Below are 20,316 nucleotides of genomic sequence, written 5' to 3' on the forward strand. Positions count from 1 at the left end.
GAGCCTATTGCGTCCGCGCGTCGTCGACGTCGACCGTTCGATGGATGTCGGGTGCGCCGTTCGCAGCCGGTGGTACCGCCCGCTCCAGCACGAGCGCCAGCACACCGACCGCCAGGCTTCCCGCGATCATGACGCCGATGAACCCCATGTCCAATCCCGCACCGAGCATCACACCCGCCACGAGCGGGCCCGTGATCGCACCGCCCTGGAACGCCGCGGAATTGATCGCGTTGTACCGGCCCCGCGTGCGGTCGGACGCGAGATCGTTGTAGATCGCGGGAACGGTGGGCTGCAGCATCGTCTCTCCGAACGCGAAGACTCCCATGTAGGCGATGACGCCGATGGCGGCGGCGAGTGTATCCGGCAGGAAGCCCGTCGCCCCGAGCACCACCCACGACAGGGCCCAGATGAGGGCCATCACCTGCATCACCCGCGTGCGCCTCTTGCCGGAGATGAGCCGGAGCACGGCGAACTGCAGAAGCACGATCACCCCGGTGTTGACGGCGAACGAGATGCCGACGACCTGCGTCGACACCTGTGACACCTGGCGGGCGAACGCCGGGAAGCCCGCCTCCATCTGGCCGTATCCGATGAAGACCGAAAGGAAGGTCAGAAGAGTCAGCCAGAGCACGGCTGGCCGCCGCAGGATCTCTCGATACCCGCCCACCGGAGGGGCGTCGGCCTCGGCGTCGTGCTGCGTGCGCACACGGCGGAGCGGTCCGAGGAGGAGCGCGAGCGGGATGAGGCTGCTCGCGGCGTCGACGAGGAAGATCGTCGTGAAGGTGGCGGGATCGGTCACGTCCACGAAGAAGCCGCCGATCACGCCTCCGACGCCGATCCCCAGGTTGACGAGCGCGAAGTTCACACCGAAGTACTGCTGACGTACCTCTCCCTCGACCACCGCGGCGATGAGGGCGTTGAAGCCGGGCCAGGAGACGCCGAAGTTCACCCCGATCAGCATGACCGCGACGGCGGCGACAACCGGATGGGTGGCGTAGGCCAGCAGCGCGCATCCCGCGATCATCGACAGCAGCCCGACGATCAGCACCCGCCGTGCGCCGAAGCGATCGATGAGAGTCCCTCCGGGGCCTGTGACGATCAGCCCGGTGATCGCGATGAGACTCATCAGCGCTCCGGAGATGCCGAGGTCGAAGCCGCGCACCTCATGGAAATAGATGATCGTGAACGGCAGGGTCATACCGCGACCGAGCGTCTGGATCGCGACCGTCGACAGCAACCACCGCCCCTCCGTGGGTAGGGCGTTCCAGAAGCTCCTCATACCGATCACCTCGATATTCTTGCGGATGCCGGAGACATCGCGTTCGCGAGCGGATTGTCGGACGAGGCGGCTTTCTGCCATCATCACGAACATGGCGCTGTCACTCGAGGAGTTCCGTTCCGCACTGGTGGACGCCGGTTCCCGGCAGGGGCTGGGCATCCGGCTCTCGGACACCGAAGCCCAGCAGGTCGCGGCCGACCCGCACGCCGCCCAGAGCTGGTACGCCTACTGGCAGTCCATGAACCCGCAGACGGAGCCTGCCGCTCCCGCGTTCCCTGCACCCGAGACGCCCCCGGCCGCCGAGACGGTGCCGCTCGGCGGACACGACTTCGCCCAGACAGCGGCGTTCGCATCCGCTCCGCCGGCGTACGCCGGTACGCCGATCGCAGCGATCCCTTCTCCCGGTGCCCCGGTCCCCAGCGGACCTGAGAAGAAGAGCCGGGTCGGTCTCTGGGTCGCGCTGTCCATCGTCGGTGCCCTGCTGCTGCTCGCGATCATCGTCGTGGTGGTGGCGTTCACCACCGCCCGGCACTGGACGAAGGTCGATGCGCCCGAGAAGCCCGAGACCTTCCACAGCGAGGAGTACGAGACCGGTCTGTACCTGGTGGCGGACGACGGCGTGAGCCCGTGCGCCGTCGATCAGGACTGGACCGACTGCATCGACGCGATGGAGGCCCAGTATGCGGGAGCCTGCGCCGGCGTCGAGCTCGTTCCCGCCGCGGCGATGCTCTGCGAACAGCATCGCGCCGAGATCGATCGCATGCGCGCGGAGGACTCCGAAGGATCGGTCGTCGCCTCGCTCGGTGACTTCGGCCACCTCACCCGCACGCCGGAGGTCGCGACGCGACAGGTCTCGAACAACGACTACGAAGCAGCAGTCACTCACGAGGCCGTCTGCTACCTCGGGTTCCTCGGGGAGTGCGACTGACGATACGGGTGCTCGCGCGTCGACGACCGACGGTCAGACCCCCGCTTCCGGCAGACCCACCTTCGCCTTGGCCCAAGACCGACCGCGCGTGTCCTTGAGGATGTCGTACTCGACGTCCACATGCGGCTCGATCGCGCTGTACTTGTCGTTCGGCGCACCGATGACGAGCTGGAAGCCGAGCCCGCGCCACGCACCGATCGCGCGCTTGGTGAAGTGGGCGTCGGCCTTGATCAGCGCCTCGTCCATGAACACCGGCGCATAGCGAGGTCGAGCGGCGCCCGCGTCTCCGAGCTGGTACCGGAGGGCAGCCCCGACGATGAACGCGACGAGTTCCTGCGACTCGCCTCCGGACTTCTCACCGATGTGATCGTAGAGCGCGACGTGCTCTCGCGTGGCGGCTGTGACGCGCTCCGCGCTCACCCGCACATGGTTTCGCACATCGATGAGCTCCGCGAAGTCGGGGGCGGTGCGGCGCATGCGCGCGATGAGGCGACTCATCTTGCGGTACACGGTCTCCCGCTCCGCATCCGTCGCCGCCGCATCGATGAGTCCCCGCACCTCACGGAGCTCACGGCGGAAGCGCTTGCGAGCCTCCGTCTGGTTCTCCCGGGGGGTGATCTGCAGACGATGATCGTCGTCGTAGAACGGCAGCTCCTCCATGATCCGGTTGATCGGATCGATCCGGTCCTTGATCTCACGGAGCGACCGGCTGAGCGTCGAGTCAAGACTCGTCAGGTCGTTTCCCGACAGTTTGAGCAGGCTGTCGCGCCACTCGGTCTCCAGCTCGTGGAGCCCGTTGGTCTGGAGAGCCTCCAGGATGCTCTCGAACTCCCCGACCGAAGCGTCGGGATCCGGAAGGATCGTGAGGGTGTCCCAGCGCTCGAGGAACCCCGTCATGAGGCGGCGCATGCTCTCGTGCTGCTGCTCGTGCGCCTCGGCCGCCTCGCGGCGGTCATCGAGAAGGCGCTGAGCTGCCGTCCTGAGGGCGGTGTCCAGATGGGTCAGGCGCTGCGCCGCCGTCGCGGATCCTCCGGTCTCGGCGTGCAGGAATCGGCTGTCGAGGAACGAGGCGTGCCCGTCCCCGAGCACGAGTCCGGATGCCGCGGCAGAGTCGATGACCGACTGACAGCTGTCGACGTCGTCGGTGACCCGACCCCACTGCTCCTGGGTCTGAGCGAGCTCGTTGCCGAGACGCGCCTCTTCATCGCGGAGCCGCGCCGCCCGCGCCCGCAGTTCTTCGGCCTGGCGCTTGAGTTGCGCGATCTCGGGGCTGGCCGTGGTGACCTCCGCCTCGACCGCGAGCCAGCGCTCCCGCTCGGCCTCCACCGTGACCACATCGATCTGCTCCCACGTGAGGTCCTCGATCTTCGCGAAGGATGTCGACCGCGCCTCGATGCGGTCGAGGGCGGCCTCGGCCTCGTGCGCAGCGGACGCGCACTCCTCGTGCTGCGCCGTCAGCCGCCTCAGCTGTTCGTCGATCTCGCGCAGGCGACGGTCGTTGGTGAAGCCCAGGACGTTGCTGCGCCCCTGCCCTCCGTGGGCACCGCGACTCCCCTGGGACACCTGGCCGCTGATCGTGAGGGCCTTCTGGTGTGCGCCCAACTGCGACGACGAGTCGACACAGACGTATCCGAAGCGATCCTGAAGTCGCTGCTGAAGCCAACCGGTGAAGGGCGTCGGGAGGTACTCGAGCCGCCCGGGAAGCGTCTTCGGGTCGGCGTTCCGCACCTCGGGGATGCCGGTATGGACGCCTTCGTAGTTCAGACGTTCCGGGGTGCGCACGGAGTTGATGGCCGTGCGGAACGAAGCGAGGTGCTCGACGTCGATCAGAAGCGTCCTGGCGAAGCCTCCGAGCGCGAGGTTGAATGCCTCCCGCCACGGCTCGAACTCGGTCCGCAGCTCGATGAGCTCGCCGACGAACGGAAGATCGGCCGGGTCGAGCCCGACCGCCTCTGCGAGCAGGCTGCGCGACTCGTCGAGATGCGCGGGGATGCTCCCGCGTACGCGACTCGTCTTCTCACGCTCCTCGCGTAGGCGGCGGATCTCGGCCTCCATCGTCCGGCGTGTGCTCTCGGCATCGGCGAAAGCGGCACGGGCAGCACGGATCTCGGACTTCGGAGCCGACCCCCGAACGTCGGCGGCGAAGGCGTCGAACTGCGCGGCGGTCTCCACCTCCGCTCCCAGCTCCCGGACGATGACGTCGAACTTCGCCCGCTCCCGCCGGACGTCGTCCACTCTGCGCTCGGCGACGCGGAGTTCGCGCTGAGCTGTCTCGAGACGGTCGCCGCCGGACTGGCGCAGCACGTCGAGAAGCCCCTCGCGCTCGACATCCGCGGCATCGACGAGAGCACGTTTCTCGCGCACGGCAAGACTCAGCGCGCGGGAACGATCCCCCAGCTCGACCTCCACGTCGCGCAGGAGATCGAGGCGTCGCTGCGCATTCCAGAGGGCGGCCAGAGAGGTCGGATCCGTGAACACGCCGACCTCGTCGATCACGCGCACACGCTCGGACGCCGAGACGATGCGGTCTTTGATGCTCCGGATCGGCTCGAGCGCGTTCACCTGCTGCTTCGCCGTGAGCATCCTCATCCGCGTGCTCTCGAGCTCGTCGAAATGCGCCACGACGGCATCTGCGGTGGCCATGGTCTCGGGCTCTTCGAGGACGAGCTTCTTGTACAGATCGTCGACCGTCGTGATCTGCTGCCCGGCCTGGATCCTCGCCAGAAGACTGATGGCCTTGGCGCCGGAGCCGGCCGCACCGATCCCGAGCACCGCCTGCAGGCGCGCCGCGAACTCACGGTCCGTCGCGAGGGTCTCCAGCCCCGTCGCCCGCACCGACGCATCCGAGAGCCGCTGCGTCGCCGCGCGCTCCAGCAATCCCAGATCGAACGCCCCGTTCACGGTGGCCCTGACCCGCGTCGTGTCCTCGAGGACGCGCGCATCCGCGGGGATGTACCACGCACGCACGGCCGTGAACCGCGACCCGTCGTGGTCGATCCACGTCGTCGCGATCGCACTCCACGTGTCCTCCCCGTCTCCGCGGAGCACACGCAGCTTCGTGCCCTCCTCGGTGCGGGATTCGTCGATCTTCCCTCGCCCGTAGGAGAGGATGTTCCGCTGCTCCTCGCCGCGCGGGCGACCCGTCACGCCACCGTTCGACGCTCCGTTGAACGGCGTCGTGTGCGGCATCATCAAGGCGATGTACGCATCCATCAACGTCGACTTGCCGGAGCCCGAGCCTCCGCAGAGCAGGGTCGCGTGCGGCGAGAAGCGCACACGATGGGGTCCGCCGTCGTACCCGCCCCAGTTGATCAGCTGCAGCTCCTCCGCCACCCACTGCTGCCCGCGCGAACCCGCCGGGATGAGGCCGAAGAGCGTGTCGACCATGGTCATCGTTCCACCGCTTCCTGCGACCGCAGCCAGTCGCGGAGTTCTTTCAGGGTCTCGGCGCTCAGGACGACCTCGACGAGCGCGCTGATGCGATAGCGCCCGCTGGTCTCCTCCTGCACGATGCCCTCTCGATCCAGGCGATCCATCGCGTTCCGGATCGCCTTCTGCTGCCGGGCTGTGCCGCCGTCGACGTCACTGAAGTAGCTCAGCACGGTCTGCTCGAGATCCTCGATGTCGATGCGCACGGATGCCTCGCCGGCGGCGGACTCGCGCTGATAGACCGTGCGCAGATGCACGAGAACCAGGGTCTCGGCGCGTGTGTACGGCGCGTCCTTCAGCAACACCGGCATGTCGATCTCGTCGGAGCGCAGCTGCTGCTTGTATGCGAACCCGCGGCCGTGGTCGACGACCAGGCGGAGGTAGAGGTCGTTCAGGCGCGACTCGATCACGTGCTGATGGTCGAGCAGCAGGGCCCATTCCCGGCGGTTGCGCTCCGCGGCGATGAAACGGCGCTGGAGGATGTGCGCGAGCAGGCGCCGGATCTCGGGGTCCAGCGTGCCGCGGTCACCCGCGAAGTGCTCCTCGATGTCGTCTTCCATCGGGACCGGGGCGATGAACGGATCCTCGACCGGCGTCTCCGTCACGAGGCTCTCTTCAGGCATGTGATTCTTCCTTCGGGTTGCGCGCCGTGACGGCGCCGAAAGCGAAACGTCGCGTCGATCCGTCCGGACGCCGCGCTTCGACCACCGAGACCTCCTCGCCCTCGGTCATGCCGTTGCGGTGCGCGATCTCGAGCAGTCCGACGAGGTCGACAGGACGACGGGTATCGTCGGCTCCCTGGGTGAACGCCGCGGCGAGGTCGAACTCCGGGCCGAGACCCGACACGTACTCCTCGAGCTCCGCATACCGCGGACCACCCCACGCGCGGGAGTCGACGTCGGCGAACTCGACGTCGTCGGCGTCCGCGAGAGGTGCGGGGACGGCCGGCGGGCGGATGCTGCTCACCGTCTGCCTGAGGTGCCCCAGATCCGCGAGCGGGAGACTGCGCACCGGCGAGTCGCTCGCCCCCGCACCGTCCCAGATGTGGAGAGCGGCGATGACATCGCGCAGCAGATCGTCGATCTGACGGTCCCGCAGCGGATCGTGGGTCTTCACCTGGCCGGTGATGACGTGCGACGCTCGACGCTGTGCGGCGAGGACCTCTTCGACGCCGAGCTCGACCCGACGCCCGATGGCGTCGAGTTCGGCACGCTGCGTGCTGTCGAGCATGCGGGCGAACGGCTGCCGGAGCAGGCCGTGCAGCTGTTCGGTGAGCGCGTCGATGCGATCCGGATCGCCGATCAGCCGCAGGGCGCCGGAGAACGCGCGCCCCTCCGGGGTCGAGTTCATCACGTCCTGCGCGCGTCGCAGATACTCGCGGAGCACCTCGCCGGTCGGGCGCTCGTCACGCCGCAGATGGGCGACGACGTCGCGCTGCATGAGCTTGAGCGACTCGGCGACGCGGGTGAAGTCGGCGGGGAGCTCCCGTGCCAGGTGCAGCACGTTCTCCGCTTCTTCGAACAGCTCTTCATCGTCGAGCGGATCCGCCCTGCCCGATTCCTCGATCCGATCGATCTCGGCGTCGAGTGCCGCCCGCTCCTTCCGAAGACGAGCCAGGCGACGCTCGGGATCGGCCTCGGCGCTGTCGGAGAGGTGCTCCACGGCGTCGAGGAGCGTTCGCACACGGGAGTTGGATACACGTGTGCGCCCCCCTCCCGTGCGTCCGGCGATCTCCAGCGCCTCGACGGCGTGCGCGGAGAGTCGGTACACCTCGATGTCCTCGTCGATCTGCTGCACCAGCCAGCCCAGTCGCACCCAGTTCCGCGCGACGTCGCGGCCGGTCCCTGCGGGAACCCGGCGGTCGTCGTCGTCGTAGCCCGCTCCCCTCAGCTCATCGAGGATCTCGGCGAGCTCGGCCTGGGCATCGGCGATCGGGATGGACGCCCGGTCCGCCGTGAACAGCAGCGAGAGGGACGCGACGACGAAGGGCGCGAAACGTCCGTGGAGGAGGTCGAGAGTCGGCGTGCTGAATGCGGTGACAGCGCGCGAGAATGCCGCTTCTGCTCGTGTTCCTGTCACGTATTCACATTACTCGGCGCCCTCGACATCGCCGGACGCGACGCGGGGTGACGACGCGAGCTGATCCGCTACCGCGAGAACTCGGTGCGCGTGAGGGGTGTGCTCTCCCGCGATGCCGTGACGAGGAACGTGACGGTGTCGGGCAGGTAGCGGTCCTCGCCGTACTCGATCGGCTCGCCTGCCGCGGTGTAGCTCACGCGGCGCACCCGCAGCAGCGCGCTCGCCCGACGCACGCCGAGCAGCTCGGCGTCGGCGCTGGACACGGGGACGGCATCGATGGCGTGCTCGGCGAACGCGGTCACGATCCCGAAGTCACGCGAGAGCGCCTCGACGACGGAGGCCTCGTCATCGGCGATCGAGGCCAGCCGATCGGCGATCCAGTCCGGGTAGCTGGTGCGCTCCAGCATCACGTCGCGGCCGTCGATGCTACGCGTCCTGGTCACGCGCAGCACACGCGTCCGCGGGCTCACCCACAGGCGACGCGCCTCCGCCGCGGTCGCCTCCCCGAACTCCTTGCGACGCACCTGCCCGCCCGGCGCCAGGCCCTTGGACCGCGCCCACTGCGCGAACGAACGCAGTTCTTCGAACGACTGATTCTGTCGGCCCGAACGAACGGTCCAGCCCGCGCCTTGAACCGGGGATACCAGGCCTCGGTCCTCGAGACCCGCGAGAGCCCGTCGGATCGTGCCACGGGTCGAGCCGTAATGCAGACTCAATTTCGTCTCCGACGGAAGGCGGGAGCCCGGAGAGAACTCCCCATCGATGATCCTGGTCATCAGATCGCTCATGATCTCGCGATGGGAGCGCGGGGTCGCCGGTAACACCGTCTCAGACTAGGTGAGCCGCGATACCGTCGATCGCGCGATCAGGACAGCAGTTCACAGTTGTCCCCCGCTGCACGCCCGCCGGCGGCTATCGTTCAGACGTCGTTCATCTGCACGCCGCCCCGTGCACACCACGGAGCGGGGTAATCGTCCCGTGACCTCGTCGACGCCCGCTTCCGATCGCTCCGCTTCTGATCGCTCCGCCTCTGATCGCTCCGCCTCCCCTCGTTCCACCCCCGCGCGGCCCGCCGCGGCTCGACCCGCCGCCGTGCTCTTCGACCTCGACGGCACACTCGTCGACAGTGAACGGGCGTGGCTCGACGTGATCAGCGCCCACCTCACCCACCTCGGCACAACGGTGTCGTCGGCGCAGCTCGCCGGGTTCGAAGGGCTGTCCGGCATCGATGCCGCCCACGCTCTGATCGGGCTCGGGAGTACGCGTGCGAGTGCGAGCGCGCTCGCGGCGGAGCTGGAGCTCGTCACGATCGATTCCTTCGCGGGGCGTCTGGAATGGGTCGCCGGTGCCGAGGAAGCACTCGCACACCTGCGGCGCGAGGGAACTCGGATCGGTCTCGTGACCAGCTCGACCAGGGCATGGGTCGATGCGGTCGCCGAGAACGTGAGCCTCGGTGTATTCGACGTCGTCGTGACCGCGGACGATGTGCGACGCACGAAGCCGAGCCCAGAACCCTATCTGCGGGCGACCGGCCTGCTCGACGTCGATCCGGCCGCGTGCCTGGTGTTCGAGGACTCCGAGGTCGGCGTGCGTGCTGCCGTCGCTGCCGGATGCCGCGTCGTGCAGGTCCGGGCCGACCACAGGGACGCGAGCGGCACGACGGCCTGCATCCCCGACCTCCGCGCCGTGACGGCACCCTGGGTCGCTTCACTGATGCCCTCCCTGCCCGCGCTTCCCTGACGTCCCCACACTTCTCGACCGCCTTCCGAACCCCGACGACACCTGCGAGGAACCCCATGCTGACCCCTGATCGCCCGAAGACGACACGCCCCCGTCCGCAGGCGGCCCTACGCCGCGCACTCGGTGGAGGGATGATCGCGGCCACGACGGCGCTCACGCTCCTGGTCCCCGTTCTCCCGGCGGCGGCGGTCGCGCCGACGGCCGTCCCGACCTCGTCGTCCGCCGTGGAACCGATGACGCAACAGCGCATCGACGCCGCGAACGACGCCTACAACGGCGCCGACGCCACACTCGAGTTCATCACGATGTCCGATACCGAGCTCGGGGGCGCCGCCACGGCGGACAAGACATCCGAGCAGGTGGCCTACGAGGGCGCGAAGCCGCACTTCCAGGCCCTCCGCTCCTGGGCGGACGCCAAGGGCTTCGACCCGCGCGTCGTGGTCGACAACGGCGATGTCGTCGGCGCGAACGACGCGGAGTACTCCGCCCACCTCGCCGGCGACAGCGAGAAGGTCGCCGGCTGGTATCGCGCGGTCGAACGGGTCATGCGCGAGAGTTTCCCCGAGTCGCAGGTCCTGCTCACCCAGGGCAACCACGACATCGCCGATCTGATGGGCACGACCCTCGACTCCGCGCGGAAGAATGCACCGGCCGACGCGCCCGCGTGGCACTATCCGAACGCCGCCACCGGTTACGTGAGCAACTTCCACACGACGATCGAGGGGATCGACTTCATCGGTCTCGACTACAACGGCACCAGCACGTTCGGGTACGGCGGCCAGCGGACCGGCTACCAGGCCTTCCTCACCTCCACGCTGCAGGACATCGCCGCGAAGCCCGACTACGACCCCGCGAAGCCGATCTTCGTCTCGATCCACAGCGGCTACGCGGGCACGTCGCTCGGGGGGCCCTTCCACGCCGACTACGACATGGCAGGTCCCGACCTGCAGCGGATCCTCGCGTCCTATCCGCAGGTGATGCTGGGCTCGGCGCACACCCACTTCTCCTCGAATCCGGAGACGAGCATCTTCCAGAAGGACTTCACGGTCTACGAGAACGCCTCGATGAACTACATCTACCAGGACGTGCCGAGCGACTTCCTCGGCGGCGGCTACTTCGGGGGCAACCAGGGAGACCCTGCTGCCGGGGTGTCGCAGAAGTACGCGAACTTCATCTCCGTGCTCGCCGACGGCTCCACCGTCATCCGTCGATTCGACGTCACCCATCAGCGCTGGGTCGGCATGCCCTGGGTGGTCGACACGGCCAAGGGCAAGAGCGGCTTCACGTACACCGCCGCACAGCGCAGCACGACCGCGCCGTGGTGGGGTGCCGCCGCCGTCACCGCGACCGATGTCACCGAGGAGACGCTCACGCTGCACTTCGACCAGGCGAAGGACGACGAACTCGTGAACTACTACGAGGTTGAGATCCGTGACCAGGCCGGCAACCCGGTCGCGTACACGGCGAACCAGGTGCCGGACTTCGGCAAGAACGCGGCGAAGTCCGTCACCGGATCGTTCAAGGCGTACTCGCGGTTCTACATGACCCCGAACACGATGGGCTTCGACGTCCGCGGTCTGAAACCGGCGAAGAACTACACCGTCACGGTCACCGCGTACGACGACTTCCAGAACGCGTCGGAGCCGCTCACCGGCCTCGTGCGCACGGCCGGCGAGCTCGTCTTCCCCGATTTCCCTGAGACCCCGGCACCCGCACCGGACGGCGAGTTCCTGCATCTCGCCTTCGAGGGCGACCTCGGTGACACCGGAACGCATGCGGCATCCGGGCCGACGGCGAAGCCGGTCGGCTCGGTCTCCTACATCGCGACCGATCGCCCTGGGGCCTCCGGAACAGCGGTACGGATCGGCGGAGACGCGGGCAGCTACGTCGATCTCGGCTCCCGCCCCGAATTCGACCTCGGCACGGATAAAGACCTCACGATCAGCTTCTGGACCAAGGTCACCGGCGTCGACGGGTACGGTGCGATCATCAGCAACAAGAACTGGGCGAACTGGTACCGCTCCGGCATCAACCTCGCCCCGGAGGGCACGAACACCGGCAAGCTCGAGTTCACGCTCGGCGACGGCACCGACGGCGTCTACGCGACCGGCGACGTCGGCGAGTACCGCGGCTCCTGGCACCACATGACCGTGACCGTCGACCGCACGCGCAACATCGCGAGCACCTACATGGACGGCGTGCTGGCGAGGGAGACGAGCATCGCGGGGATCGGGAGCATGACCAGTGGCCTGAACATGCTCGTGGGCGTCGACGGGAGCAAGAGCTACGGCATCGGTCTCGACATGGACGACCTGCGGATGTGGGACACGGCTCTGTCCACGACCGAGGTCGCCGCCCTCTTCGCCGCCGATGATTCGACCACAGAGACCGCCGCACTCGCCCAGGCCGTCGAATACGCGACGGCGCTGATGAACGCGAACGAGGTCGAGACCACCAACGGACGTGTCTTCGATGAGACGCTCGGCGATGCTCTCGCCGCGGCGACAGCCCACAGTGCGGCCCTGCTCGCCGGCCCTGGCGCTGCGCCGGGCACCGCCAGGGCCGCCGGAGCCGCACCCACGAAGGAGCAGTTGCGCGCGAGTTTCGACGCGCTGAAGGCCGCTGTCGACGCGGTGGAGGCACAGCCAGTCCGCTTCCGCTACGTCGCCGAGGTCCGAAACGGCACCGTGTCACCTGCAGAGGGCGTCGCCGCTCTCGGCGGCGAGGTGCGCCTGTCGCTCACCCCAGCAGAAGGCTTCCAGACCAAGGGATCCACGGTCACGGTCAGCGGGGTCGAGAGCTTCGCCATCGATGGTGCGGAGCTGGTCCTCACCGGCGTGGCGAGCAGAGTGTTGGCCACAGTGGAGTTTGCAACTGTCGATGACGGAGGTCCTGGCGAAGGTGGCCCCGGTGAAGGCGGACCCGGCGAAAGCGGAATCGGGAACGGCGGAACCGGCACGAAGCCCGGAGCCGGCGGCGCTACCGACCCGCTGGCGACCACCGGCGCGGACAGCACCATCGGCTGGGTCTGGACGGGTCTCGCCGCGACGCTCCTGGCGGCCGGCCTCTGGCTACTGCGGCTACGTCGTCGGGACGCCTGAGGCCGGTCCACGACAGCCTCCTGCATCCGATCTCGCCTTCGCGGGGTCGGATGCAGGAACTTCTGCCATATGCGCACCGGATCGAAAGAGCATTGTGAGCTCGACGCGCGCAGGTGCGAGATGCTGGCGTACGACCAGCCCAAGGGCGTGGAGTTAGCGCTCCGGTAGAAGCTCCACTTGTACCGCATCCGTTCTGCGAGCGTTCCTCGCGTCCACGGTGCGACGGATACCCAGTTCTCGTCTAGTGCTGTTCACATACCTGTCGAGCGCCTCGGCGTAGTTCACATGGAACTTCTGCGCCTCGGCGCCACGAAAGATGCCGTCCGTGTTGATCTGACGAGCGCACTCGTCCATGAAGCTGTCTGTTGCCTGTTGGAAGCTCGCGAACGCATCGACGACGTCCTGCGAGCCGACGACGGCGACGCGACCCCGCAGTCTTCTCATGTCGCGATCCAGCTCGAGGGCTCGGCCGAGCGCTGCACCTGCAGCAGCATCTGCTTCGGGGTTCGATCCACCGTCTGGCGCGTGAACCGTGAACTCGCGCATCGCGTCCTCGAACTCGTATGCACGATCGAGCGATTCAAGGAGCACCTCGCGGCGCATCTCCGCAAGTCGTTTCTGCTTGTCATTGCTCCGACCGATGGCTCCACCGACGAATGCACCGCAAAGCGCTGAGCCCAGGGCGAACAGTGGCACTGCGTAGGTCGTCGCGAAACTGAGTGGATCCACGATGACCATCGTGGCAGAACCCGACTCCGTATGTCGCGAGGGTGCCTGCGCTGTCATCCCGACCCGACCCGATACCGCCCCGGAGCTCGGACACCACCCGGTGCGGTGAAGCCCTACCTCTAAAACGAAGAAACCCCCGCCTGAGCGGGGGTTTTCATCTTGCTGGGGTACCTGGACTCGAACCAAGAATAACGGAACCAGAAACCGTCGTGTTGCCAATTACACCATACCCCAAGGGCGAAACCGGAGCCTCGCACCGAGAATCAAGCCTACCCGAGCGGCGGCGGAACACCAAAACCGGTGCCGTGCGCCGCCGCCCGGGCGCGTCGCGACTCAGCTCGCGAGGAACGCCGACAGGGAACGCAGACGACGCAGCGACTCGTCCTTGCCCAGCAGCTCCATCGACTCGAACAGCGGCGGCGAGATCCGGCGGCCGGTGATCGCCACACGCGGAGGCCCGTAGGCGATGCGCGGCTTGAGCTCGAGCTTCTCCACCAGCTCCGCGGCCAGAGCCTCCTGGATCTTCTCGGGCGTGAACTCCTCCAGCGGCTCGAGAGCGACGACGCAGGCATCGAGCACCTCGGCAGCATTCGCCGGCAGTCCCTTGAGCGCGTCCTCGGCGTATGAGACCTCGTCGGTGAAGAGGAAGCCCACCATCCCGGGGACCTCGCCCAACAGCTGCACGCGCTCCTGCACGAGGGGCGCCACGCGGAACGCCGTCACCAACTGCTCGTGTGTGGGCTCATCGAAGAGCCCGGCCGCCGCGAGGTACGGGATCGTCCGCTCGGCGAAGTCCCTCTCCCCCAGCATCCGGATGTGGTCGCCATTGATCGATTCGGCCTTCTTCTGGTCGAAGCGGGCCGGGTTCGGGTTGACGTTGACGATGTCGAATGCCGCGGTGAACTCGTCGAGCGAGAACACGTCGCGGTCGGGACCGATCGACCAGCCGAGGAGCGCGAGATAGTTCAGCAGTCCCTCGGGGATGAAGCCGCGGTCGCGGTGCAGGAACAGATCGGCCTGCGGGTCGCGCTTGGAGAGCTTCTTGTTGCCGGTCTCCCCCAGCACCAGCGGCATGTGGGCGAATCGCGGCACGAACGTCGTGACGCCCGCATCGATGAGAGCCGCGTACAGCGAGAGCTGGCGCGCGGTCGACGGCATCAGATCCTCACCGCGCAGGACGTGCGTGATGCCCATCAGCGCGTCGTCGACCGGGTTCACGAACGTGTAGAGGGGCACGCCGTTCGGACGCACGACCACGAAGTCGGGGAATGAACCGGCGGGGAAGGTGACCTCGCCACGGATCAGGTCGACGTACGTGACGTCCTCGTCCGGCACGCGCAGGCGCAGAGCGGGCTGTCGACCCTCGGCCCGGAAGGCCGCCTTCTGCTCGTCGGTGAGGTCGCGGTCGAAGTTGTCATAGCCGAGCTGCTTGGCGCGGCCTGCGGCCTCGTTGCGCGCGTCGATCTCCTCGGCCGTCGAGTAGCTCTCGTAGAGGGCGCCCGTCGCGATGAGCTTGTCGATCACCTCGCGATAGATGTCGTGACGCTCCGACTGCCGGTAGGGCGCATGCGGTCCGCCGACCTCGACGCCCTCGTCCCAGTCGATCTTGAGCCAGGTGAGCGCGTCGACCAGTTGGCGGAAACTCTCCTCGCTGTCGCGGGCGGCGTCGGTGTCCTCGATGCGGAACACCATCTTCCCGCCGTTGTGTCGGGCGTAGGCCCAGTTGTAAAGAGCCGTGCGGACCATGCCGACGTGCGGCAGACCGGTCGGTGAGGGGCAGAAGCGGACGCGGACGTCGGCACCACTGACAGTCGTGGTGAGGGGGTGAGGGGTAGCCATAGCCCTTCGATTCTACGGGGACGGGTGACCGCACCGCTGGAGGATCGAAGCGCTCAGCGAGCGGCGCTCACGGCGACCGCGGCACGATGCGCCAGCGGTAGGAAACCGTTCGCACTCCGCTCATCGACCACCTGGTCGAAAGCGGTCCGAAACTGCTGCCGGTCGACCTGGTCGAGACGGGCGTAGAGCGCACCGGCACCGGCCACTCCCCCTTCGACAGACCGCCAGAGGGCTCGCGGATCCGCGCTCCAGGTCCAGTCGAGCTCGGTGACCTCTACGCGCTGCAGCCCGGCTTCCTGCAGCATCCGCCCGAACCCGTCGGCCGTGCGCTCGAAGTCCTCGTCATCCGGGAGCCTCGGCCCCGCGAAGGGCGCGATACCGGCACGCTCGGTGATCTCGGCCCAGAGCCACGAGGGAGAGAGCGTCCAGGTCGTCGCCACGACCGCACCCCGGCTGACCCGTCGCAGCTCTGCGGCGGCCGAACGCGGAGACGGGACGTGATTCAACACGAAGTTCGCGATGGCGACGTCGAACGCGCCGTCTGCGAACGGAAGCGCCGGCAAGGTGCCGTCGATGGTGTCGATCAGAGGATGCCGGCGACGCGAGACCGCGCGCATGGTCGACTCCGGTTCGCACGCGGTCACCGTCCATCCCTCGGCGGTCCACATCGCGGCGAGGGTGCCGTCTCCGGCGCCCACGTCGACCAGGCTGCGGCCATGCGGCTCGCCCAGGGCCTCCCGCATCGTGACGAAGGTCCCGGCGCACAGCGCCGAGTAGGAGGCGGAGTACGCTTCGCCGACACCGGACCAGTCCTTCACCGTGCTCCCGCGCGAGCCAGCGGAGACAGCGCCACGATCGCGACGACCAGGATGAAGGCTGCGATCCCGAGTCCCGAGTACTGGAAGTTCGACAGCACTACTCCGGCCAACACCGAGCCGGCCGCAGCCGAGAGGCTCATGAGCGAATCGCTGCGACCCTGTCTGCGCGTGCGGAGCTCGGGTGCGGAGGCCTCGGTGAGCAGCGCCGCCCCGGCGACCGTCGCCGCGCTCCACCCCAGCCCCAGCAGGATGAGCGCGACCATGACACCCCAGGCCTCGGTACCCGTGAACACGGCGAACGCCAGAGCACCGGCGAGCAGCACCTGGCCGAGCAGCACGACCTTGAGTCGGCCCCACCTGTCGGCGAGCACACCGAAGACCGGCGACAGGGCGTACATCCCGCCCACGTGCAGGGCGATCGTGATCCCCACCAGAGCCGAGACATCCGCCGGGGTCGCCGCCATGCCTCCGGCGCCGTGCGCCATGTGCGACAGGTGCACCGGGGTCATGGCCATGACCGACGCCATCACCACGTGAGAACCCGCGATCGCGAAGATCGCATAGCGCGCCACCCGTGGCCGGTCCACTGCCACCGCTCCGGCGGCAGCCGCCGACGCCGTGGCGAGCCGCTGCGCCGCGAGAAGCGGATCAGGGCGCAGCGCGACGATGTAGAGCAGGAGTGCCGCGCACTGCGCAACGAACGAGAACAGATAGGAACCCGTCTGCGGAGGCATCCCGACCGCCTGCCCGACGATCTCTCCCGGTCCCAGCAGGAGGGGCCCGGCAACCCCTCCGATCGTCGTCGACCAGACGACGATCGACAGATCCCGGCCACGGTGCTGCGGGGCGGCGAGATCCGTCGCGGCAAAGCGAGACTGCAGGTTTCCCGCGTTGCCCGCGCCGATCATGAGGATGCCGGCGAGCAGCAGCGGGAAGATGCGCAGGGAGGCGGCGAGGATGACGACCGCGATGCCGACCAGTGCGAACAGGTTGCCGAGCGTGAGCGCACGACGCCGGCCGACACGAGCGGCGAGGCGGGCCAGCGGGATCGCGCACGCCGCCGCTCCGAGCGTGACCGAGGCGGTCGCCAGACCGGAGAGCGCGTCGTTCCCCGAGATGTCCGCGGCCAGGAGCGCTCCGAGCGACACCGTGGCACCGAAGGCGATGCCGCCGAGCACCTGCCCGAGCGACAGCACCAGCACGGTGCGTCGCTGGACCGCCGTCTGCTGCGCCGCCGTCAGGGCCACATCGGTCATGACGCGGGTGCGGCGTCCCGCGCGGTATTGCGCAGGATGCCCAGCCCCGTGATCTCGACCTCGACGACGTCTCCTGCGCCGAAGGTTCCGACGCCCGCCGGCGTGCCCGTCATGATGACATCTCCCGGGAGCAGCGTGAACACGGCCGAGGCGTACTCGATGATCGCCGGCACCGAGTGGATCATGTCGGTGAGCGGAGCGTGCTGGCGCACCTCGCCGTTCACCCGCGTCTCGATCGTGGCGGTCGCGGGATCGAAGTCGGTCTCGATCACGGGTCCGAGCGGGCAGAACGTGTCGAAGCCCTTCGCGCGCGCCCACTGTCCGTCCTTGCGCTGCAGATCGCGCGCGGTCACGTCGTTGCCGATCGTGTAGCCCAGCACGTAGTCGAGCGCGTTCTCGGCCTTCACGTTCTTGGCGATCTTGCCGATGACCACGACGAGCTCACCCTCGTACTCGGTGCGATCGGAGAGGGGCGGGCGCACGATCGCGTCACCAGGTCCGATCACCGCGGTGTTCGGTTTGAGGAACAGCAGCGGTTCCTCGGGAGCCTCTCCCCCCATCTCGGCCGCGTGGTCGTGATAGTTCTTACCCACACAGACCACCTTCGACCGCGGGATCACCGGAGCGAGCAGCGCGGCATCCGCGAGCGGCACACGGGCGCCGGTGGTCTCGTACCCGGTGAACATCGGGTCTCCGGCGAGCACGACGAGCTCACGCTCGTCGATGATCCCGTACATGATGGCTTCGTCGTGGCTGAACCGGGCGATCTTCATGGGATCCAGCCTAGCGAGGGCGTCCCACCCTGCCGAGACGCACCGCAGACACCGAGACCCACACGTGCGCAGGCGGCAGGCGTGGGTCTCGGTGGTGGGCGCGGGTGTCGTCCGAGCGGTCAGGCGTCGAGGCGCAGGAGCCAGCCGTGCTTGTCCTCGCGGCGGCCGTACTGGATGTCCGTGAGCTCCTCACGCAGCGAGAGTGCGAGCTCGCCCAGCGGCTGCGGTTCGTCGAACCCGTCTCCGACGAGTGCGCCGATCGGGGTGACGACCGCGGCGGTGCCGCACGCGAACACCTCGACGATGTCGCCGGAGGCCACGCCTTCGCGCCACTCATCGATCGAGATCGGGCGCTTCTCGACCGTGTAGCCGCGGTCTTCCGCCAGCTGCAGGAGCGAGTCACGCGTGATGCCCTCGAGGATGCTGTCCGACTCGGGGGTGACCACACGTCCGTCCTTGAAGACGAAGACGACGTTCATGCCGCCGAGCTCCTCGACATCGCGCTTCTCGTTGAGGAACACGACCTGGTCGCACCCCTTCGCGCTCGCTTCGCTCTGTGCGAGCAGGCTCGAGGCATAGTTGCCTCCGGTCTTGGCCTTGCCGGTTCCGCCCTTGCCGGCGCGGGCGTACTCCTCGGAGAGCCAGATGCGCACCGGCTTCACCCCGCCGGAGAAGTAGGCGCCTGCGGGGCTCGCGATCACGTAATAGGCGACCTTCTGTGCGGCGCGCACGCCGAGGAACGCCTCCTTCGCGAACATGAACGGGCGCAGGTACAGGCTCTGGTCAGCGCCGTCCGGAACCCAGCGGCCATCCACGGCGATGAGCTCGCGCAGCGACTGGATGAAGTACTCGGTCGGCAGCTCCGGCAGAGCGAGACGACGAGCGCTGGCCTGCAGACGCGCAGCATTGCGGTCGGGTCGGAACGTGTGGATCGAACCGTCCGCGTGACGGTAGGCCTTGATACCCTCGAAAATCTCCTGCGCGTAGTGCAGCACCGATGCCGCGGGGTCGAGCGGGATCGGACCGTACGGCTGCACGCGAGGACGGTGCCAGCCGCCCTTGGCGGACCAGCAGATGTCGACCATGTGATCGGTGAAGACCACGCCGAAGCCCGGATTCTCCAGCACCTCGGCGAGCCGTGCGGGAGACGCAGCGGTCAGGTTCTTCGTGACGGCGAACTCCAGGGGAGCCACGGTCGCCTCGGCATCGATGGTCGTCATCTCATCATCCATTCCTCGTGGGTGGGCGCATCCTCGCGCCCGTTCAGCCTACGCCTGCAGTCAGAGGCGTGCAGTGATCGCGGAGCCGATCTCCGCCGTGGTGCGAGCCACCGTCCGTGCCGCGATGTCCGCCTCGACCGCGGCACCGACCCGTGCGGATTCCTCGGCGAGTCCGAGGTGGTCGAGCAGCAGCGCGATCGAGAGGATCGCCGCCGTCGGGTCGGCTTTCTGCTGTCCGGCGATGTCGGGCGCTGAGCCGTGGACCGGCTCGAACATCGACGGGAACGCGCCGTCGGGGTTGATGTTCCCCGAGGCGGCGAGGCCGATGCCACCCGTGACCGCGCCCGCGAGGTCGGTGAGGATGTCGCCGAACAGGTTGTCGGTGACGATCACGTCGAAGCGCGAGGGGTCGGTGACCAGGAAGATCGTGGCGGCGTCGACGTGCAGGTAGTCGACCACGACGTCGGGGTGCTCGGCCGCCACCTCGTTCACGACGCGCTGCCAGATGGCACCGGCGTGCACGAGCACGTTGGTCTTGTGCACCAGCGTGACCTTCTTATGACGACGCTCGGCGAGGTCGAACGCGTAGCGCACGACGCGCTCGACGCCGAAGGCGGTGTTCACCGAGGTCTCGTTCGCGACCTCCTGCGGGGTGCCCTTGCGGATGGCCCCGCCGTTGCCGACGTACGGCCCCTCGGTGCCTTCACGCACAACGACGAAGTCGATGTCGCCGGGCTCGGCCAACGGGCCCGAGGCACCGACGAACAGCTTCGACGGCCGCAGGTTCACGTAGTGGTCGAGGGTGAAACGCAGCTTCAGCAGCAGGCCCCGCTCGATGTTGGCGTCCTTGAGGCGCGGGTCGCCCGGGGTGCCGCCGACCGCGCCGAGCAGGATCGCATCGTTCGCGGAGATCGCGGCGAGGTCATCGTCCGTGAGGGTGTCGCCGGTCTCGAGGAAGCGTCCGGCGCCGAGCGAGAAACGGGTCTTGTCGAAGACCACACCACTGTCGGCGGTGACGGCGTCGAGCACCTTCTCCGCTTCGGCGATGACCTCGGGACCGATGCCATCACCGGGGATGACGGCCAGCTTCACGACACGCGACATGAGACTCCTTGCGCACTGCAC

The 20,316-nt window shown here is 68.1% G+C and carries 15 protein-coding genes and 1 tRNA gene; 3 read left to right on the forward strand and 13 right to left on the reverse strand.

The features are described from left to right. Positions 1 to 4: 4 nt before the first annotated feature. Positions 5 to 1,360: an MFS transporter gene (locus tag B2869_RS12245; RefSeq protein WP_292766952.1), complete on the reverse strand. Its 1,356-nt coding sequence runs from the start codon at positions 1,358 to 1,360 to the stop codon at positions 5 to 7. Between the two features lie 10 nt (positions 1,361 to 1,370). Between B2869_RS12245 and B2869_RS12250 the strand changes: the two genes are divergently transcribed. Beyond that, positions 1,371 to 2,207 (forward strand): hypothetical protein, encoded by an 837-nt coding sequence (locus B2869_RS12250; protein ID WP_292766955.1) that lies wholly within the window; start codon positions 1,371 to 1,373, stop codon positions 2,205 to 2,207. A 33-nt stretch (positions 2,208 to 2,240) separates the two neighbouring features. Here B2869_RS12250 and B2869_RS12255 read toward each other — a convergent pair whose 3' ends face one another. The 4 genes from B2869_RS12255 to B2869_RS12270 form a co-directional block, all read right to left on the reverse strand. Next, the gene (locus B2869_RS12255; RefSeq protein ID WP_292766958.1) at positions 2,241 to 5,600 is read right to left on the reverse strand and encodes an ATP-binding protein; all 3,360 of its coding nucleotides are present in this window, start codon (positions 5,598 to 5,600) and stop codon (positions 2,241 to 2,243) included. Beyond that, on the reverse strand, positions 5,597 to 6,259 hold the full coding sequence (locus tag B2869_RS12260) for a DUF4194 domain-containing protein (protein WP_021200404.1): 663 nt from the start codon (positions 6,257 to 6,259) through the stop codon (positions 5,597 to 5,599). Before B2869_RS12260 ends, B2869_RS12255 begins: the two co-directional genes overlap by 4 nt. Beyond that, complete coding sequence (locus tag B2869_RS12265; RefSeq protein WP_029259063.1) at positions 6,252 to 7,715, reverse strand: DUF3375 domain-containing protein; 1,464 nt, start codon at positions 7,713 to 7,715, stop codon at positions 6,252 to 6,254. Before B2869_RS12265 ends, B2869_RS12260 begins: the two co-directional genes overlap by 8 nt. A gap of 68 nt (positions 7,716 to 7,783) precedes the next feature. Then, positions 7,784 to 8,503 carry a GntR family transcriptional regulator gene (locus tag B2869_RS12270; RefSeq protein WP_292767160.1) on the reverse strand — a complete coding sequence of 240 codons (720 nt, stop codon included), beginning with the start codon at positions 8,501 to 8,503 and terminating at the stop codon, positions 7,784 to 7,786. Between the two features lie 304 nt (positions 8,504 to 8,807). Between B2869_RS12270 and B2869_RS12275 the strand changes: the two genes are divergently transcribed. Together B2869_RS12275 and B2869_RS12280 are read left to right on the forward strand one after the other, a co-directional pair. Next, positions 8,808 to 9,455 carry an HAD family hydrolase gene (locus B2869_RS12275; protein WP_292766963.1) on the forward strand — a complete coding sequence of 216 codons (648 nt, stop codon included), beginning with the start codon at positions 8,808 to 8,810 and terminating at the stop codon, positions 9,453 to 9,455. A gap of 56 nt (positions 9,456 to 9,511) precedes the next feature. Continuing rightward, positions 9,512 to 12,556, forward strand: a complete 3,045-nt coding sequence (locus B2869_RS12280) for a LamG-like jellyroll fold domain-containing protein (RefSeq protein ID WP_292766966.1) — start codon at positions 9,512 to 9,514, stop codon at positions 12,554 to 12,556. A 153-nt stretch (positions 12,557 to 12,709) separates the two neighbouring features. Here the strand turns inward: B2869_RS12280 and B2869_RS12285 are convergent, their stop codons facing one another. The 8 genes from B2869_RS12285 to B2869_RS12320 all read right to left on the reverse strand — a co-directional run bounded on the left by B2869_RS12285 (position 12,710) and on the right by B2869_RS12320 (position 20,295). Then, the gene (locus B2869_RS12285; RefSeq protein ID WP_292766969.1) at positions 12,710 to 13,294 is read right to left on the reverse strand and encodes a hypothetical protein; all 585 of its coding nucleotides are present in this window, start codon (positions 13,292 to 13,294) and stop codon (positions 12,710 to 12,712) included. 153 nt (positions 13,295 to 13,447) lie between these two features. Then, positions 13,448 to 13,519: transfer RNA gene (locus B2869_RS12290), tRNA-Gln, on the reverse strand. A 99-nt stretch (positions 13,520 to 13,618) separates the two neighbouring features. After that, entirely contained in the window at positions 13,619 to 15,124 is a 1,506-nt protein-coding gene (gltX, locus tag B2869_RS12295; RefSeq protein ID WP_292766971.1) for a glutamate--tRNA ligase, read from the reverse strand. Between the two features lie 53 nt (positions 15,125 to 15,177). Next, on the reverse strand, positions 15,178 to 15,942 hold the full coding sequence (locus B2869_RS12300) for a class I SAM-dependent methyltransferase (RefSeq protein ID WP_292766974.1): 765 nt from the start codon (positions 15,940 to 15,942) through the stop codon (positions 15,178 to 15,180). After that, positions 15,939 to 17,198 (reverse strand): MFS transporter, encoded by a 1,260-nt coding sequence (locus B2869_RS12305; protein ID WP_021200397.1) that lies wholly within the window; start codon positions 17,196 to 17,198, stop codon positions 15,939 to 15,941. The genes B2869_RS12300 and B2869_RS12305 overlap by 4 nt, the downstream gene beginning before the upstream one ends. Next, positions 17,195 to 17,971 carry a fumarylacetoacetate hydrolase family protein gene (locus tag B2869_RS12310; RefSeq protein ID WP_029259056.1) on the reverse strand — a complete coding sequence of 259 codons (777 nt, stop codon included), beginning with the start codon at positions 17,969 to 17,971 and terminating at the stop codon, positions 17,195 to 17,197. The genes B2869_RS12305 and B2869_RS12310 overlap by 4 nt, the downstream gene beginning before the upstream one ends. 119 nt (positions 17,972 to 18,090) lie before the next feature. Beyond that, positions 18,091 to 19,191, reverse strand: a complete 1,101-nt coding sequence (locus B2869_RS12315) for a branched-chain amino acid aminotransferase (RefSeq protein WP_029265497.1) — start codon at positions 19,189 to 19,191, stop codon at positions 18,091 to 18,093. A 60-nt stretch (positions 19,192 to 19,251) separates the two neighbouring features. Further along, positions 19,252 to 20,295, reverse strand: coding sequence for a 3-isopropylmalate dehydrogenase (locus B2869_RS12320; RefSeq protein ID WP_292766981.1), 1,044 nt, complete (start codon positions 20,293 to 20,295; stop codon positions 19,252 to 19,254). Positions 20,296 to 20,316 lie beyond the last annotated feature (21 nt).

This window comes from Microbacterium sp. UBA3486, from assembly GCF_002377845.1.
Taxonomy (GTDB): domain Bacteria; phylum Actinomycetota; class Actinomycetes; order Actinomycetales; family Microbacteriaceae; genus Microbacterium; species Microbacterium maritypicum_A.